Origin of the sequence: Marinobacter sp. AL4B (assembly GCF_019916045.1) — a bacterium.
Classification (GTDB): Bacteria; Pseudomonadota; Gammaproteobacteria; order Pseudomonadales; family Oleiphilaceae; genus Marinobacter.
This window is the reverse complement of record NZ_JAILWZ010000011.1, coordinates 132,638-146,405: the sequence shown is the minus strand read 5'-3', so window position 1 is coordinate 146,405 and position 13,768 is coordinate 132,638. Positions and strand designations below refer to the sequence as shown.

Annotated in this window: 15 protein-coding genes; 5 read left to right on the top strand and 10 right to left on the bottom strand. The window is 50.9% G+C overall.

The features are described 5' to 3' along the window. Positions 1 to 160: 160 nt before the first annotated feature. On the top strand, positions 161 to 943 hold the full coding sequence (locus K5L82_RS04825) for an enoyl-CoA hydratase (protein WP_133005531.1): 783 nt from the start codon (positions 161 to 163) through the stop codon (positions 941 to 943). Here K5L82_RS04825 and K5L82_RS04820 read toward each other — a convergent pair whose 3' ends face one another. The 3 genes from K5L82_RS04820 to K5L82_RS04810 are packed head-to-tail and all read right to left on the bottom strand — an operon-like array spanning position 944 to position 3,150. After that, positions 944 to 1,447: a DUF192 domain-containing protein gene (locus K5L82_RS04820; RefSeq protein ID WP_133005530.1), complete on the bottom strand. Its 504-nt coding sequence runs from the start codon at positions 1,445 to 1,447 to the stop codon at positions 944 to 946. Then, complete coding sequence (locus K5L82_RS04815) at positions 1,444 to 2,205, bottom strand: ABC transporter permease (protein ID WP_133005529.1); 762 nt, start codon at positions 2,203 to 2,205, stop codon at positions 1,444 to 1,446. The genes K5L82_RS04820 and K5L82_RS04815 overlap by 4 nt, the downstream gene beginning before the upstream one ends. Before the next feature lie 24 nt (positions 2,206 to 2,229). Continuing rightward, positions 2,230 to 3,150, bottom strand: a complete 921-nt coding sequence (locus K5L82_RS04810; RefSeq protein WP_133005528.1) for an ABC transporter ATP-binding protein — start codon at positions 3,148 to 3,150, stop codon at positions 2,230 to 2,232. A gap of 133 nt (positions 3,151 to 3,283) precedes the next feature. Between K5L82_RS04810 and K5L82_RS04805 the strand changes: the two genes are divergently transcribed. Together K5L82_RS04805 and K5L82_RS04800 are read left to right on the top strand one after the other, a co-directional pair. Beyond that, positions 3,284 to 3,736: a hypothetical protein gene (locus K5L82_RS04805; protein ID WP_223133380.1), complete on the top strand. Its 453-nt coding sequence runs from the start codon at positions 3,284 to 3,286 to the stop codon at positions 3,734 to 3,736. 37 nt (positions 3,737 to 3,773) lie between these two features. Beyond that, a complete protein-coding gene (locus K5L82_RS04800) occupies positions 3,774 to 4,070 on the top strand; it encodes a hypothetical protein (RefSeq protein ID WP_133005526.1) in 297 nt (98 codons plus the stop codon). Here the strand turns inward: K5L82_RS04800 and K5L82_RS04795 are convergent. From K5L82_RS04795 to K5L82_RS04780, 4 genes are all read right to left on the bottom strand, one after another. Beyond that, positions 4,063 to 4,647 (bottom strand): hypothetical protein, encoded by a 585-nt coding sequence (locus K5L82_RS04795; protein ID WP_223133379.1) that lies wholly within the window; start codon positions 4,645 to 4,647, stop codon positions 4,063 to 4,065. The genes K5L82_RS04800 and K5L82_RS04795 overlap by 8 nt on opposite strands. A gap of 159 nt (positions 4,648 to 4,806) precedes the next feature. After that, entirely contained in the window at positions 4,807 to 6,273 is a 1,467-nt protein-coding gene (locus K5L82_RS04790; protein WP_223133378.1) for a PhnE/PtxC family ABC transporter permease, read from the bottom strand. Positions 6,274 to 6,290: 17 nt separating this feature from the next. Continuing rightward, positions 6,291 to 6,941 carry a phosphonate ABC transporter ATP-binding protein gene (locus K5L82_RS04785; protein ID WP_223133377.1) on the bottom strand — a complete coding sequence of 217 codons (651 nt, stop codon included), beginning with the start codon at positions 6,939 to 6,941 and terminating at the stop codon, positions 6,291 to 6,293. Then, complete coding sequence (locus tag K5L82_RS04780) at positions 6,941 to 7,819, bottom strand: putative selenate ABC transporter substrate-binding protein (RefSeq protein WP_165950593.1); 879 nt, start codon at positions 7,817 to 7,819, stop codon at positions 6,941 to 6,943. The genes K5L82_RS04785 and K5L82_RS04780 overlap by 1 nt, the downstream gene beginning before the upstream one ends. Before the next feature lie 164 nt (positions 7,820 to 7,983). Here K5L82_RS04780 and senB point away from each other — a divergent pair, with 164 nt between their 5' ends. Next, positions 7,984 to 8,955 (top strand): selenoneine biosynthesis selenosugar synthase SenB, encoded by a 972-nt coding sequence (gene senB / locus K5L82_RS04775; protein WP_223133376.1) that lies wholly within the window; start codon positions 7,984 to 7,986, stop codon positions 8,953 to 8,955. On the opposite strand, the gene K5L82_RS04770 is transcribed toward senB, so the two are convergent. The 3 genes from K5L82_RS04770 to K5L82_RS04760 all read right to left on the bottom strand — a co-directional run bounded on the left by K5L82_RS04770 (position 8,952) and on the right by K5L82_RS04760 (position 11,666). Continuing rightward, the gene (locus tag K5L82_RS04770) at positions 8,952 to 9,587 is read right to left on the bottom strand and encodes a helix-hairpin-helix domain-containing protein (RefSeq protein ID WP_223133375.1); all 636 of its coding nucleotides are present in this window, start codon (positions 9,585 to 9,587) and stop codon (positions 8,952 to 8,954) included. The two genes, senB and K5L82_RS04770, sit on opposite strands and share 4 nt — an antisense overlap. A gap of 41 nt (positions 9,588 to 9,628) precedes the next feature. Beyond that, a complete protein-coding gene (locus K5L82_RS04765; RefSeq protein ID WP_133005520.1) occupies positions 9,629 to 10,027 on the bottom strand; it encodes a hypothetical protein in 399 nt (132 codons plus the stop codon). 103 nt (positions 10,028 to 10,130) lie between these two features. Further along, the gene (locus K5L82_RS04760) at positions 10,131 to 11,666 is read right to left on the bottom strand and encodes a bifunctional GNAT family N-acetyltransferase/carbon-nitrogen hydrolase family protein (protein WP_133005519.1); all 1,536 of its coding nucleotides are present in this window, start codon (positions 11,664 to 11,666) and stop codon (positions 10,131 to 10,133) included. A 186-nt stretch (positions 11,667 to 11,852) separates the two neighbouring features. On the opposite strand from K5L82_RS04760, the gene K5L82_RS04755 reads away from it, so the two are divergent. Next, positions 11,853 to 13,742, top strand: a complete 1,890-nt coding sequence (locus K5L82_RS04755) for a methyl-accepting chemotaxis protein (protein ID WP_223133374.1) — start codon at positions 11,853 to 11,855, stop codon at positions 13,740 to 13,742. Positions 13,743 to 13,768: the final 26 nt, after the last annotated feature.

Below are 13,768 nucleotides of genomic sequence, written 5' to 3'. Positions count from 1 at the left end.
ACGAATCAAGGTTTATCTTAACGAATTTTGCGATTTATCAAAGAACTAGATGATCCTTAGAGTATAGGAAAATCCCGTGTTTCCGCTATTATTCGACAGTCGAATCGACTTGCCTGATACTAGGTCTTTCATAACAATTACGCATTTGGAGATACCGGTTATGCCAGATATGCTGACACTCAATACGGATGACAATGGCATCACAACACTGACCTTAAACCAGCCGGACCGTCGCAATAGCCTCTCTTTAGATATGCTACGTGCTTTGGGCGATGCGCTTTCAGAGATCGCCGCGAACGGTGCCTCGCGTGTAGTGGTGCTGGCGGCGGCCGGCAAAGTGTTCTGTGCGGGGCATGACCTTAAGGAGATCCGGGGTCAGTTCGATAGTCATGCTTTTCAAAAAGAGCTATTCGAAAAGTGTAGCGAGGTCATGCAGCAAATCGTTAACTTGCCACAACCAGTGATCGCACGGGTCGCCGGCGTGGCTACAGCAGCAGGTTGCCAATTGGTCGCTAGCTGTGATTTGGCCGTTGCAGAAAAAGGTGCACGGTTCGCGACACCGGGTGTGAATATCGGTTTGTTTTGCTCCACGCCAATGGTTGCGTTGTCACGGAACGTATCTCGCAAGCATGCAATGGAGATGCTACTCACTGGCGACATGATTGACGCCGAACGGGCCGAACAGATTGGGCTCGTGAACCGAGTTGTAGCGCCGGAGTTGTTGGATGAAACGGTATACACCATGGCCGCGACCATTGTGGGAAAGTCAGCCCACACGCTGAACGTGGGTAAAACCGCGTTCTACCGTCAACTGGAAATGCCGCTCAACGAAGCTTACGACTACACCGCAGAAGTCATGGCCCGCAATGCAGTTTCACACGATGCGAAAGAAGGTATTTCCGCGTTTCTCGATAAACGTCGGCCCGAGTGGCGCCACTCATAATCAAGGCGGGCAGGTACCTTCTGAAGGCCAGATAAGCCGGTCACCTTCATCGATATGATGAGCTTTGAAGTAACCGGCGTTCATTTCTACGGCGTTCCGAAAGGGTTTGCCCGCTGGGTAAATGGGGCAGCCTGATGAGCTGGACGAGGTGCACGGCAGCATATGCCGAATGCTGACAATCACGCCGCTCTCATCGAGAAATGCGATGTCGAGCGGGATCAGCGTTTTATACATCCAGAAACCGTACCGGGCAGGGCGCTGTTCCTGATACTCGAACACCATGCCTGCGTTTTCCGCCAAATGATTCCGGCCCATTAGTCCTTTCTTGCGGTCTTCCGACTCGCTGACGACTTCAACGGTTACGGGAAACCCCTTGCCTTGAGTCACGAAGCAAGCCTGCACCTGAGGCAATGTCTCCGGTGTGTTGCTTTTCCCCGCTTCGGCGGCACCGCAGCCCGTCAATGCCAGTGTGCAGGCCGAAATTAGAGTAGTGAGAACTTTCATGAGCGCAAACGATAGCCGGTTTTAAAAATCCACCAGATGGTGGTCAGACAGATGGCGAGGAACATCAGAGTCATTCCCACGCTCACGCCGATATGAACATCTGAAACACCATAGAAGGCCCAACGAAAGCCGCTGATCAGGTAAACCACGGGATTGAACAGGCTAATGGTTTGCCAGATCTCAGGCAGCATGTCGATGGAGTAAAAAGTGCCGCCCAAAAATACAAGCGGTGTCACGATCATCATGGGTACGATTTGCAGCTTTTCGAACCCATCCGCCCATATGCCAATGATGAAACCGAATAAGCTAAAGGTGACCGCTGTGAGGGCCAGGAAGGCCACCATCCAGAACGGGTGCAGCACGGAATAATCAACAAACAAACGTGCAGTCGCGAGGATGATCAACCCCAGTAACACTGACTTGGTGGCGGCCGCACCCACGTAGCCCAATACGATTTCAAAATAGGATACTGGCGCAGACAGAACTTCGTAAATGGTGCCGGAAAATTTCGGCATGTAGATGCCAAACGAGGCGTTAGAGATACTTTGCATGAGCAACGAGAGCATCACCAAGCCTGGAATGATGTAAGCGCCATAACTGATGCTGTCTATATCACCCATGCGTGACCCAATGGCTGACCCAAACACTACAAAGTAAAGGCAGGTAGAGATCACTGGCGACAACACGCTTTGCATAAGCGTGCGCCGCATGCGCGCCATTTCAAACTTATAAATTGATTTAACACCGTACAAATTCATTTCAATCTCCGTGCAGGCGCGGTTTTATTCGTTAACTAGGCCAACAAAAATTTCTTCCAAAGAGCTTTCCCGTGTTTGAAGATCACGGTACTCAATCCCCAAGTCACCCAGCGTGCGCAGCAATCTGGCCACACCTGCTTGTTGTTTCTGAGAATCGAAGGTGTAAATCAGCTGGTAGCCGTCGTCCGACAGTTCTACCGGCTCGAGCGTTAGCTCTCCGGGTACCGCTTCAAGCTTATTCTGAAGATGTAAGCGCAGCTCTTTTTTGCCCAGTTTCGACATCAAGCGATCTTTGTCTTCCACCAAAATGATCTTGCCCTGACGAATTACGCCGATGCGGTCGGCCATTTCTTCCGCTTCTTCAATGTAGTGGGTTGTCAGGATCACCGTAGTGCCGTTTTCACGAAGTTTTCGAACCATTGCCCACATATCACGGCGCAGTTCGACGTCTACGCCAGCGGTGGGTTCGTCCAGAAACAAAATCCGCGGCTCGTGGGACAAAGCTTTGGCAATCATCACCCGGCGTTTCATACCACCTGATAGAGCCATAATTCGGCTATCGCGCTTGTCCCATAAAGATAGATCTTTCAACACTTTTTCAATGTGGCTGGGTTTCGGAGGTTTACCAAACAGCCCTCGGCTAAATGAAACCGCATGCCATACCGTTTCGAACGAATCGGTGTTCAACTCCTGGGGCACTAGACCGATGGCCTCTCGGGCTTTTCGATACTCTTTCACGATGTCATGGCCGGCCGCGGTAGCGTGTCCGTTGGTTTTGTTGACGATGCCACAAATGATGGAAATGAGCGTTGTTTTGCCGGCACCGTTGGGGCCGAGTAACGCAAAAATTTCGCCCGGGTAGATGTCCAGATTGATATCATTGAGTGCCTGAAAACCACCTTCATAAATCTTGTTCAGGTTCTTTACGGAGATATCCGGCTGCACGGCTATGTGTCCTGTTTATGTGGGTGACTCAATTCTTAAAGCCGCACATTTTCTCATGGCGACGGCAGTTTAGAAACCTTTGCCTTGTGCGCACATATCCCCATAATGTGAGCTTGCATACAAACTGAGGCTGATGATGTTACGTGTTTTAGGTGTGTTCGGTTTTCTTATTGCGGGTATTGGAATGACGTTTTGGGCACTTCAATATTCTGGAGATTCAGAAGAGGAGGTCGCACGCGCTGAATGTGATCTGTTGGCTGGTCCGTGTGCCTGGAACACGTCCGAGGGCCAATGGCAGGTTAGCCTGGAGCCCCAACAAGGTGCGCCAGCGCAGCATCGATACGTACTGAATGTGGAAGCCCCCGGTGCTCCTGATCGCTTTCTTGCTGTGTTACGCGGGCGTTCCATGTACATGGGCGAATACCCGGTGCCCCTGAGGCAGCAGTCAGACACCCGATTTATTGCTGAATTTGAAGCTCCCTTATGCGCAACCGGCTCCGAGATGGTTTGGCAGATCGATTTACAAAGCGGGCAAAAAAAGTTGGGAAGTGTGTCGCCGATCCTATTCTTCCAAGCGAAAACGTAGTTAAATTTTCGATGGTTTTACTTCCGGAGATTGAGTGATGGATTACGGTGAAAGTGTACAGAAGGTACTGCTGCGGAAGATTCGAAAAACCGAGCAAGACCTCCTGCAACTTAAGCTCGATTACTGTCGCTTCGTGTTCGGCTTGAGCCATCGCTCGCGGGTAATCGCTAATAGCCAGTGCTGGATAGTGCGGGCGGTGGATGTTGATTCAATGGACCACACCGAAGAGGGTGGTTACAGTAAACCGGCGTTGACCGGCGTGCTAGCTGATTCAAGCGCGGTTACAGAGGTTGTCTCGCTAGGCACCAACTGGGAGCTTGAAAAATCTAGATAAAGGCATTGCTGGTAACCGCGTCATACAAGCTTGAAGACGCGGGTACGTGGTGGTTTTCTTCCCAGAATTCGGCACCCTCAAGCCCCGCCCGATAACAGACCAGCAGAATATCGCTGGACGTGAGGGTGGATAGAGTTTGGATCGCTTCCGATTGGCGAATGCCGGTTTTTCGGCTGGCGATACCCGCAACAATGTCGGCTAACTCTTCGGAATGACGCACAACTTTTGGGGATAAAGAGCAGCTTGCTCCATAGAGCCATGCGGTTGCATAGGTTCGAACCGCTTGGGGCGCCTCTATTAAGTTCAACCCTTTCAATTTGCAATCCCGTTCCTGCAAGCCTGCCAAAATATGGAGCTTTGAGCACAACTCCGTGCGGTCCAGCGCTAAACGAGGCGCACCTTTCGCCTGAGGTCGGAGATGCTTCTTGAGAGTGAGGGTGCAATCCATTTTGCTAGACGAAGCAACGCCTTGAGGCTCAGCAAGTTCTTGGTTACTTAAGAAATATATACGCACACTTAGCAAGCCGACCAATAACAGAAGCCCAATCTGAGTTACTGCCACCACTCCGTAGATCATTGCGCATAGTTCCTGATAGCCAAGTTGATGATTCACTAAACGTCAGAAACTGTAACATTGAGTAACCAGCTCTCAGTACAACCCACTCCACAGTTCATGCCGGATTTTTTCGCGGACTTGTTGATCTGTGACCCTCGTCCCAACCAACGGGCGAGGGGGTCAGCAGGTCGGCATGGTTTTAAGAGCAAGTTTTCGGCGAATGTAACGACCAAGAGCGTCTACGCCAATGTTGAGTAGTGCGGTAATGAGGATCAGCACCATTGCCCGGTCAAAGCGAATGTTTTGAATCGCGCTATCGACATAGAAACCCAGTGTGTAGATACCCAAAATACCCAGAATGGCAGTTTCCCGCATGATGATTTCCCAGCGGTAGAACAGGAACGCCAAAAAGGAGCGATATACGCGGGGGACCAGTTCCCAGCTATAGCGAGACAAGCCGGTGGGTGCATCGGGGCGAAGTTCAATGGTGTTCGTCTGCCGGCCAATGAGGTGCCCGATAATGCCGCCGTTGTGCAGAGCGAGTGCGACCACTGCAGGGAGCATGGAAGGCCCCCAAAGCTGAAGAAGGATATACGCGAGAATGTATTCGGGGGTGGAACGGGCGATGACCAACAAGACATGGCCAGAGGTGCGTCGGACAGGGCCGCCGAAATGTCTGGAGATCAATGGGAAAGCTAGCAACGACAAAATGCCGGTCGCGACCAAAGCAATCTGGGTAAGCACGACGGTGTTCCAGATTCCGGGTAGAGCCTCGTTTATCCAAACATCGCCCAACCATTCGGAAAGTCCGACTAAGCCTTCGCCGTTGCGAATGGGAGCCGGAACAATGTCTTCAGTAAAAAATCGCTTTACGTTGCCCCAAACGATGGGCATGCCATCTCCAAGGAAAAAGGGCGCAGCCAGTACATAAGCCGGGAGTAGTTTGGGGCGAACCCATAGCGGCATGGTGGCGATCAGAATATAAAACAGCACCAGCATGGCGCCGGCATCGGAATACAAACCCTGCGAAAAGGACGACTCCAGATAGAAACCCAGCGTGGGTAGGCCAACAAATCCGAGAATGGCGGAAGACCGCATGCCGCATTCAAGGCGATACGCTGTGTAGGTTCTCAGCTGTACCCAACAGTCCGGAATTTTAGTGTAGAGGAATGCAGAAACCGACCGGGTGCCGGGTGGCAGAAGTCGGCCCGGTTCCGGGTCGGATTCTTCGAAGATTTCCGAGTACACCTTGGCGAAGATGCCCGCGTATGGAATAGCAATCGCCAACACGCCGGTGAGGGGATGAAAACCGAAAAACTGCAAAAAAATCAGTGCCCAGAACAGCTCATGAATAGAACGAATGAACGCGCAGAACATGCGAACAGGTAAAAAACGATACACCAGCGCGAGGGCGAAGCCGAAAACACTGCCAAGGGCCACCCCGACGAACGCAAACGCGACAGTGCGAAGAAGGGCTGTTAGTAAACCTTCCGTGCTGAAAAAGTTGGGTGTTACGACGCCCCAGAACAATCTGCCCAGATCTTGCCAAGGGTTTGCGGTGGTAATGGCAATATCAGCCACCAACAATCCCGCTATGGCTATTGCCAAGAAGATGAAGCTGGTACGGACGGTAGGGTAGGCGAACATGAATTCTGAGCGACCGGTCAGTAAATCGAAGCGATGTCAGACGCTACCAGATTGGCGGCGGGTTCATCCAACGCGATTTGGCCATCTTGAATGCCGATAATCCGGTCGCAATAGGCCAGGGCCATTTCCACATCGTGAAGTGCAACAATGCTGGTAAGAAAGCGGCCGGTCAGTAATTGCATGGCAGTATGAGCCATAGGGCCATCCAGAGCGGAAATGGGTTCGTCAGCTAATAGTATGGGTGCTTTGCGGTAGAGTGCACGAGCAATTGCCACACGCTGACGTTGGCCGCCAGACAATGTTGCAGCCGGTATCCAAAGCTTTTCTGAAATCGAAAGTTCGTCCAACAGGCCTTTGACGGCGTTTTTGTCTTTAGAAAAGGGGCGAAGCAATGTCAGCGTATTATACCAAGTTGGGTGTTGGTCGAGTTGGCCGATAAACACGTTGTGAAACACCGGCAAGGCATTTACCAGCCCCAAACCTTGCGGAATCAGCGACGCTTCTTGCTGCAGGCGTTCGTAAATTACTTTGATCAGCGTTGATTTACCTGCACCACTTTTGCCGACCAGCGCGATGTGCTCTCCTTCGTTGACATGAAAAGACAGCGGGCCGATAACCCGCTGTCCCTCAAAACTGGCTGTGAGGCCATGAAAATCAAACCCTGACATTAATCTAGGATTCCAATGTTAACTGCGGTTTTACGAATTGGTTCGTAATCGTCGTTAGAGGCGGGGATAAACCCGGACCGAGGGAAGCTTTCCAGTAGAGCAGGGTCATCCAGTTCCAGTAGGGCTTTCGTCACGCGGTCCTTGAAGCCTTCTCCGAAGGTTTCGTTAACATCGCCTCGGATAGTCCACTGGTAGTCTGGATAGGCAGGTGTTTTCCAAATCACCTGAACAGCGTCGGTATCGATGTTGCCGTTGGCTAATTCTTTTTCCCAGACTTGGAAGTTTAGCGCACCGACTTCATAGGTTCCGGCTTCAACTAACCGAAGAGTACGGGTGTGGTTGCCGCTAAAGCCAACGCGGGAAAACACGGAGTCTGGCGCTTCATCAAATGTGTCGCGAATGTAGAACTCTGGCATCAAACGCCCGGACGTAGAACCTTTGGAACCAAACGTGAAGGTCTTACCCTGAAGCTGCTCTTTAAGGCTTTCAAGAGAATCGGAAGGCTCGATACCAGTTTCGGTATTGGCGATGAAGTACGTCTCGAACGCCTCGTCTTCAACACCTTGGGCAATGGCTTCGGAGCCATCAACCAATCGACGCGCCTGAACACCCGACAGGCCGCCAAACCATGCCAGCTGAACTTGATTGTTGCGGAATGCCGATACTGCAGCGGCATAGGATTTCACCGGAATATAACGGACATCTACATTCAGTTGTTCTTCGAGATAATCCGCTACGCCCTGAAAACGTTCAACCAGTTTGGTTTCGTCTTCGTCCGGAATTGCGGTGAAAATAAACGTTTCTGCTTGAGCTGCTGAAAACACAGACATTGAGATTAGGCCAGTGGCTAACCACTTGCGAAATTGTTTCATCGCCATGGAATTCATTCCTTTGTTATTTCAGATCAGCGAGGGAAAGGCGGGTGCCAATATCAACTTCAGGATACCCTGAATTGGGTGTTTGATGAACCGCTTTCCCAGTCAATACTTTACCTACTGCATCTACCCATGCAGAATCCTTGAAACCTCTGAACGTGGCGATTATGAACATCAGCATTATTACCCCGGCAGGGCGCGATTCGAAAGCAGGCAACCGCGCTACTGCGATGCGGTGGCAGCGGTTGCTCCAACAGTCTGGTCATCAGGTTACGGTTGAAACGGAATATCAGGGTATGCAATGCGATCTTCTCATCGCTCTTCATGCCTGGCGTAGCGCTAAGGCCATTAAAGCGTTTAAGGCTGCCTGGCCGAAGGCGCCATTGATTGTGGTGCTTACAGGCACAGACATCTACTACCATCAGCACGAATACCCTGATGTAACTTACCAGTCGATGGAACTTTCAGATCTGTTGATCGGCTTGCACGATCTCGTTGCGCAGGACATTCCCGAACGTTATGCGCACAAATTACTGACGTTACGTCAGTCGGCCGAAAAACCGGATGCATTCGGCGGCTCACGCCTGGAACCTGGGCAGTTCCATGTCTGCGTACTAGGGCATTTGCGAGATGAGAAGGACTCTTTGAGGGCCGCCATTGCCTGCCGCCACTTGCCCGACGAATCAAATATCATTGTGTCTTGCGCAGGCAAGCCTCACAACGAGGAATGGCGAGAATTGGCCCTACAGGAAAGCCGAAGCAATCCACGGTTTCATTGGTTAGGGGAGTTGAATCGCCCGGAACTGGCAACCTTGATATCGGTTAGTAGTGTGATGGTCATTAGCTCGGTTATGGAAGGTGGCGCAAATGTCATTTCCGAAGCCTGCCGAGCTGAACTGCCGATACTGGCGTCGGCTATACCGGGTAACAAAGGCCTGTTAGGTGAAGATTACCCTGGTTATTTTGCGGTAAAAGACGATAAAGCCTTAGCAGAACTTATGACTCGCACCGAAACTGATGGCGCCTTTTTGGCTGAGCTTAAGAGGAGGGTAATAGCGCTAGCTGAAACCTTCGAACCGGAACAAGAACGCCAGAGCTTGGAGAAAGCTCTGGCGCTTGTCGGTGGAGCAACAAATTAAAGAACTTTTTTCGCTTCACTGGAAAAGTTATCGAAGCCTTTTACGCTCTTAAAGCTTTCTAATTTTTTCTTGTCGGCATCGTTGGGATTGGCGATTTGTTCAATCGACGTAATGCCGGCCTCTTTCATTTTCTTAGCGGTTGCCGGGCCAATACCCTTCACTAAGGTAAGGTCAGATTTATCGACCGACTTTGCTGTTTTTTTGGCTGCTGGCTTCTTAGCGGCAGCGGTTTTTTTAGCTGGAGCTTTTTTCGCTGCCGGCTTCTTCGTAACTGGCTTGGCAGGCGGTGGGGTGCTTTTCACCTTTTTTACCGTTGTCTTGGCGGCCTTCTTTACGTCGGTTTCAACTTCTTTTGACGCAAGCCCGAGCTTATCCAGCAAGCTGGCTTGCAGCTCGTGAAAATCATTCATGCGGCGCTCAAGCTCGTCGTTAAAACGCCCGATTTCCCGTTCCCTCAATTCTTCAACTTCCTTAAGCAGTTTCCGAACCGGTTCCTGAACCTGGGTTTGAAGTTGATCGAGCTGTTTGAGGGCATCGTTGATTAAGTTTTCAATTTGATTAGATGCTTTATCAAATTCTTTATTCACCGACTTTACGATTGCATCAATGCTTGGCTTGGATTTCTTTGCCATCAGGCTGTCTCCTTGCGGGAAAGGCTTTGTTAGAAAACAATTCAGGCTGTTTGCCGTGACCATGTTGTAGGGCCAGCAGCCCTGCGCGATCTGAGAGTCTGTTTTTTGTACAGCACTTCTCGGATGCGGCGTAGTTTTTCACTTAACGGAGTGTTTTCATTCGATTCAAACTTAATGAAATCAATCGAGTAAAAGAAATTGCTACAGTGCTTTCTTTTCTCGGTAACCAGGCCGGATATTCCCTCGGCCCGAATATCATCGAGAGGCATTTTCATCACAAGATCAAGCGTAACGGTATCGCCAGGTTCGAAAGGTTTGTCGGTTTTCATCACGCACCCGAAACTGTCCAACTCATACAACCGAGCACGAACGTCTTCGCGGCGGAAGAAGCTATGTCGGTAACGAAAATGGGCAACAAGATCCGGTAAAGCGTTATTCATGAAACCTGTTCTCTTTTCCTAATGGCGACAACTTGAAGCGGGCGTAATTTGAACCATAGACGGACTCTATGCATTTGGCAATTACACCCGGTTTCAACAGTATTTATGATACCGATGGTTCGCGCGTTTTTATTTGATATAGATCGACTCGACGGTCCAAAAGATTGGTCACAGATCCTTCATTGCGCACCAACTTGAGTTTGTCGAGATCCATGTCGGAAAACATGATCATTTCTGTATTAGGTGTTGTCTCAGCCATCACCGCATCGTGGGGGAAGGCAAAGTCTGACGGAGAGAACACAGATGACTGGGCGTATTGTACGTCGAGGTTCTCCACCTTCGGCAGGTTACCTACGCTGCCTGTAATCACAACATAACATTCGTTTTCGATGGCACGAGCCTGAGCACAATGCCGAACTCGCAGATAACCGTTTTTAGTGTCGGTCCAGAAAGGCACGCAAATGATATCGACCTCTTTTTCGGCAGCGATGCGGCCCAACTCAGGGAATTCGATATCATAACAAATCAGAATCGCGACCCGACCAGCATCCGTCTCAAATACGTTAAATTCATGGCCACCTTCGATCACCCAGTCGCGACGTTCGTGAGGGGTGATGTGAATCTTACGCTGTTCGTCAACGCGGCCATCGCGGTGGCACAGGTACGACACGTTGTAAACGCGGTCGTCTTCGATAAGGGGCATAGACCCGGTGATGATGTTGATGTTGTAGCTCACCGCCATGTCCGACATTTCGTTACGGAACTGTTCGGTAAATCCGGCCAGAAAGCGAATGGCACGGGTTTGATCCATCTGATCCGTAAGCCCCATCAAAGGCGCGTTAAAGAATTCCGGGAACAGCGCGAAGTCACTTTTGTAATCGGATAAAGCGTCAACAAAATACTCTACCTGCTTAAGCACTTCGTCAACCGATGTGAACTCTCGCATTTGCCACTGGACAGCACCCATTCTGACTTGTGTCTTCTTGACGTCCAGAACAGAGGTGGGCGGCAAGTAAAGGATGTTGCGCCATTCCAGCAAAGTGGCGTAGCCCAGTGATTTCTCATCCTCAGGCAGGTATTTGTGCATCAAACGGGTGACCTGAAAATCATTGGACAGCTGGAAGCTTAGAATTGGATCGTAGATTTCTTTCCGGTCTACCCGCTGAATGTATTCCTCCGGGGTGTATTGATCGGCATACTTGAAGTAATTGGGGATACGACCGCCGGCAAGAATTGCTCGTAGGTTCATGGAGCGGCAAAGTTCTTTGCGTGCTTCGTAAAGGCGGCGACCTAAACGGTAACCTCGGTACTCAGGATGTATGAAAACGTCCAATCCGTACAACGAGTCTCCGTTGGGGTTATGCCAAATCTTTTCGTTACGCAGGATCAGATCATCGTAGGCGTGAGGGTTACTGAACCTTTCGTACTTAACGCATACAGTCAGGGCAACGGCCACCAGTTTTCCGCTTTCCTCTATACAAACTTGCCCGTCCGGAAACTGCTCAACTAGCGTTTTAATCGTGTCTTTTGGCCAGGATCCGCCGATGTCGTCATACACATCGTCCATCAATGCCTGCAATTCGTTGTAGTCATCGAGGGTGAGGTTTCGCAGATTCAGGTGTAAATCTTCGTGGGCCATGCAAGCTCTCTCCGTTAGGTTCAGCATCGGCAAAAAACGATGATGCGTCGAATATTAGCAGAGTACGCAAGCACCCACACGTTCACCTAAAGAACCGTTAATGGCCGCCGATACACTTGGTAACTGCGCCACCCAAACAACTGGATTAAACTCGCGCACCGCGTTTTCCTTGGAGGAGTTTTCACCGTGCAACTTTCATTCGGGCAGAAGCTGCTGGTTGCTGTCGGCGTTCTTATCACCGTCATCATGGCTGTTTTTACTTTTACTTCTGATCGCCAGATCCAGAAAACCACAGACACTTATGTGTTTGCCATGTTAGATGGGGCCATTGAGCAGAGCACTGCTAGTATTGCCGGCTGGCTGAATACCCGTTTGGATATGACCAGTGCTACCGCGAAAGCGCTTTCCAGCATCGAATCCGATGAGCAAGCGCGCCTGCTGTTAAACACGATGACGGAAGGTGGTAATGCGAAAGATGTCTACGTTGGCACCACCGGTGGCCGTATGATTATGCGTTCCAGTGCTTCCGAACAAGCGCTGGGCAGCAGCTTTGATCCCCGGGAACGCCCCTGGTACAAGCAGGCCCGAGCGGAAGGAGAAGTGTCTTTTACCGGCACTTATCAGGATGCGCAATCCGGTGAAACGTTGATCTCTGCCATCGCTCCGGTGTCTTCGGGTAACTTTGAAGGCGTGGCTGGCATGGACATAAGTTTGAATGTCATCCAGAAGCTACTGGCTTCCATCACCCTTGGTGATGCTGGTTATGCCATGCTGATAGATGATAGTGGCACCATCTTATTCCACCCCGACCAGTCTTTGATCGGAAAAAGTGCCCGGGAATTCTTGGGGTACAAGCCAGAAAAAGATGGTACTCCGGCAAAATTCGAGCGTGATGGCACAGAATGGAGTGTCGCGTTTTTCCCGATTTCGGATGCCCGAAGCGTGGATTGGTACATTGGCTCAGTCGTTAACTGGGATCAAATCACACAGCCTGTCGTAGACGCTCGAATGACCAGTCTGATCATCACCTTCGTCGGCTTGATCCTTGCTTTGATTATCCTGCACATTGGAATTCGCGCATTGATGGCTCCGGTGCGCCGCTTGAACGGAGCCATGTCTGACATTGCATCCGGCGATGCAGATCTCACTCAACGACTTGATGATAGCGCCCGCGACGAATTTGGAATTCTCGCGAGCAACTTCAATAAGTTTGTTCTGAACATTCAGCAGGTAGTGAGTGAAGTGAAGGAGCGAAGCGAAGAGCTTTCCCGGAATGTGACTTCACTCCGCCAAACCTCCAGCAACAGTCGTGAATGTGTGGAAGGGCAGCAAGGCGAGATCAACATGGTCGCTACGGCCATTAACGAGATGTCAGCCGCTGCCAACGAAATTGCGCAAAGCGCGCAACAGACCGCCGAAGCTGCCGAACAGGCGGACCACGAGAGTTTGGACTCCCGAGAAACCGTTGCAGCTTCTCGCGATGCGGTTCAAAAACTGTCCCATGAGATCACGGCAGCTGCCGAAGTGATTGATAAGCTCGGCCAGGACGTTTCCTCAATCACCACGGTGCTTGAAGTGATTCAAGGTATAGCCGAGCAAACCAACCTGCTGGCACTGAACGCTGCAATTGAGGCGGCCCGTGCCGGAGAAGCCGGACGTGGCTTTGCAGTAGTGGCGGACGAAGTGCGAAATCTGGCACAGCGCACCCGTGCTTCCACGGAAGAGATCAATAGTATGATCGAGCGTCTTCAGAAGGGCGCTAGCGACGCGGTTGACGTAATGAAGGCTTCGACGGCAGTGTCGAATGTGAGCATGGAAAAGGCGCAGGATGCGATGGAGTCTTTGAACCGAATTGCGGAAGCCATCACCTCGATCAGTCAGATGACCTCTCAGATTGCCACGGCTTCTGAAGAGCAGACGTCTGTTACCGAAGAATTGAATGCGTCCATTACGCGTATTGCTGAGCAAGGCCAGGCTGCGGCAGAAGCAACAGGCGAAAATGACGTGTACAGCAGTCAGATTGAAACCATCGGCCACACGCTCAACGATAGGGTGAGCCGCTTTAAAGTCGACTGATTTGGTAGATTTCAGATGGGGCCAAG

What these genes read in the sequence shown, in the direction of transcription:
- K5L82_RS04825 (WP_133005531.1), top strand. Translation starts at nt 161, where the DNA reads ATGCCAGATATGCTGACACTCAATACGGATGACAATGGCATCACAACA.
- K5L82_RS04820 (WP_133005530.1), bottom strand. Translation starts at nt 1,447, where the DNA reads ATGAAAGTTCTCACTACTCTAATTTCGGCCTGCACACTGGCATTGACG.
- K5L82_RS04815 (WP_133005529.1), bottom strand. Translation starts at nt 2,205, where the DNA reads ATGAATTTGTACGGTGTTAAATCAATTTATAAGTTTGAAATGGCGCGC.
- K5L82_RS04805 (WP_223133380.1), top strand. Translation starts at nt 3,284, where the DNA reads ATGATGTTACGTGTTTTAGGTGTGTTCGGTTTTCTTATTGCGGGTATT.
- K5L82_RS04800 (WP_133005526.1), top strand. Translation starts at nt 3,774, where the DNA reads ATGGATTACGGTGAAAGTGTACAGAAGGTACTGCTGCGGAAGATTCGA.
- K5L82_RS04795 (WP_223133379.1), bottom strand. Translation starts at nt 4,647, where the DNA reads ATGATCTACGGAGTGGTGGCAGTAACTCAGATTGGGCTTCTGTTATTG.
- K5L82_RS04790 (WP_223133378.1), bottom strand. Translation starts at nt 6,273, where the DNA reads ATGTTCGCCTACCCTACCGTCCGTACCAGCTTCATCTTCTTGGCAATA.
- K5L82_RS04785 (WP_223133377.1), bottom strand. Translation starts at nt 6,941, where the DNA reads ATGTCAGGGTTTGATTTTCATGGCCTCACAGCCAGTTTTGAGGGACAG.
- K5L82_RS04780 (WP_165950593.1), bottom strand. Translation starts at nt 7,819, where the DNA reads ATGGCGATGAAACAATTTCGCAAGTGGTTAGCCACTGGCCTAATCTCA.
- senB (WP_223133376.1), top strand. Translation starts at nt 7,984, where the DNA reads ATGAACATCAGCATTATTACCCCGGCAGGGCGCGATTCGAAAGCAGGC.
- K5L82_RS04770 (WP_223133375.1), bottom strand. Translation starts at nt 9,587, where the DNA reads ATGGCAAAGAAATCCAAGCCAAGCATTGATGCAATCGTAAAGTCGGTG.
- K5L82_RS04765 (WP_133005520.1), bottom strand. Translation starts at nt 10,027, where the DNA reads ATGAATAACGCTTTACCGGATCTTGTTGCCCATTTTCGTTACCGACAT.
- K5L82_RS04760 (WP_133005519.1), bottom strand. Translation starts at nt 11,666, where the DNA reads ATGGCCCACGAAGATTTACACCTGAATCTGCGAAACCTCACCCTCGAT.